2 protein-coding genes are annotated in these 2,128 nt (G+C 65.3%); both read left to right on the forward strand.

Annotated elements, in window-relative coordinates; all coding sequences use genetic code 11:
- Nucleotide 1: 1 nt before the first annotated feature.
- Complete coding sequence (gene secG, locus WAW85_RS17175) at nucleotides 2-193, forward strand: preprotein translocase subunit SecG (RefSeq protein WP_422560795.1); 192 nt, start codon at nucleotides 2-4, stop codon at nucleotides 191-193.
- 75 nt (nucleotides 194-268) lie between these two features.
- The coding region (locus WAW85_RS17180) for a phosphoenolpyruvate carboxylase (RefSeq protein ID WP_422560796.1) at nucleotides 269-2,128 on the forward strand (1,860 nt) is incomplete at its 3' end.

The raw sequence follows: 2,128 nt of genomic DNA on the forward strand, positions 1-2,128 counted from the left end.
GCTGCTGATCGTCCTGGTGCTGTTGCATCGCGGTAAGGGGGGTGGCTTGTCGTCGCTGTTCGGTGGCGGAGTCCAGTCCAGCCTCTCCGGCTCGTCCGTGGTCGAGAAGAACCTGGATCGGATCACCATCTTCGTGGGCGTGACCTGGTTGATCTTCATCATTGGCGTCGGCTTGGACATCAAATACACCTGAACCGTTCGGAGTGACTGACCGACGGTTCACTGGTCACTCCTGCGTAACCCTTCCGGGCCAGTAATACTGGAGAGCATGACTCCCGCCGACCGCGAATCCACGACCGCTGCGATCGTCGCCCATGCCATCGGCACTCCGATGATCGATCGTATCCGGATCGACGACACCGGGCAGGCGGCCACCGAGCCGCTCCGCGCTGATATTCGCTTTCTCGGCGGGATTCTCGGCGATCTCATCGCGGCGCACTCCGGCGCGAAGATCTTTGACCTCGTCGAAACCTCCCGCACAGCCGCATTTGCCATCCGGTATGGCGAAATCGATCGTGACGAACTGGCCACCCGGTACACCGATCCGACCGTGCGTGAACTGATGGGTGTGATCCGGGCCTTCAGCAATTTCGCCCTCCTGGCAAATCTGGCCGAGGACCTACACCGAGAACGACGCCGCCGGATTCATCTGCGGGCCGGGGATCCGGCGCAGTCCTCCAGCCTCGCCGGTGCGCTCGCCGCCCTCGCCGCCGCCGGTCTGGACGATGCGGCGGTCGGCGTTGCGCTCGGGCACGGTGCGGTGGTGCCGGTGATCACCGCACATCCGACCGAGACTCGCCGCCGGACGGTCTTCGAAGCACAGAATGCCATCACCAACCTGATGCGTATCCGGGCCCGCAGCGAACTGATCCCCGAAGAACAGGCCGCTATTGAGCAACAGATCACCGAGCAGATTCTGGTGCTGTGGCAAACTGCGCTGATTCGCCTGCGCCGCTTGACAATTCGAGACGAGATCGCGACCGGGCTTCGGTACTACGAGGCGTCGTTCTTCCGTGTCGTGCCCAACCTGAATCGGGACGTGCGGCGCGCCTTGACCGCGGCCTACCCGGCCGCCGGGCTCGACGACCTCTCCCTGGTGCGGATGGGCTCATGGATTGGCGGCGACCGAGACGGCAATCCGTCGGTCACCGGCCAGGTAGTGGCCGAGGCGACCACGAGTGCTGCCGCCACGGCGCTGCGCCAGCACCTCGACGAGGTCCGGCTGCTCCGCCGCGAATTGGCGATGTCGGCGCGGTTGGTGTCGCCGATTACCGCAGAGCTGCGCGCGTTGAGCGGACGGCCAGCGGATGAGGACGACGAGCCCTTCCGGTCTGCGCTGCGGACCATCCAGGCACGGCTATCTGCCACTGCCAGGCACTTGCTCGACGACGACTTTCTGACCGCCGCTGAACGTTCGTGGGCGGCCACCGGTGAACGGTACTCCGGACCGGAGGAGTTCCTCGCCGATCTCGACATCGTGGATGAGGCATTGCGCGTCGCCGTCGACGACGCCATAGCCGACAATCGCCTGGGTTCGCTGCGCGAAGCAGTGCGCACGTTTGGATTCCACTTGTCTGGCCTAGATTTGCGGCAGAACTCGGAGACGCACGGCGACGTCGTCGCCGAACTTCTCGCGTGGGCCGGGGTCTGCCCCGACTACGCGGCCCTCGACGAGGCGCAGCGGGTAGTGCTGTTGAGCACCGAACTGACGTCCCGGCGGCCGCTCACCTCGCCGGACTCGGCGCTCAGCGAGCTCGCGACCAAAGAGCTCGGTGTGGTGGCCGCCGCCGCCGTCGCCGTCGGACGCTTCGGCGCGGCCGCGGTGCCGACCTACATCATCAGCATGTGCCAGTCCGTCTCGGACCTGTTGGAGGCCATGATCCTGCTTAAGGAAGCGGGGCTGTACACGCTCGACCCCAATGGCACGCCGCAATGCACGGTACGGGTAGTGCCGCTCCTGGAGACGATCGAGGACCTGCAGTCCGGCGCCGAGATCATCACCGCCGCACTGGGGCTGGACTTCTATCGCAGCCTGGTGACCCAGCAGCAGAACACCCAGGAGGTGATGTTGGGGTATTCGGACTCCAACAAAGATGGCGGGTACCTGGCGGCGAACTGGGCGCTGTAC

It is taken from the genome of Gordonia sp. (in: high G+C Gram-positive bacteria) (assembly GCF_049299075.1).
Classification (GTDB): Bacteria; Actinomycetota; Actinomycetes; order Mycobacteriales; family Mycobacteriaceae; genus Gordonia.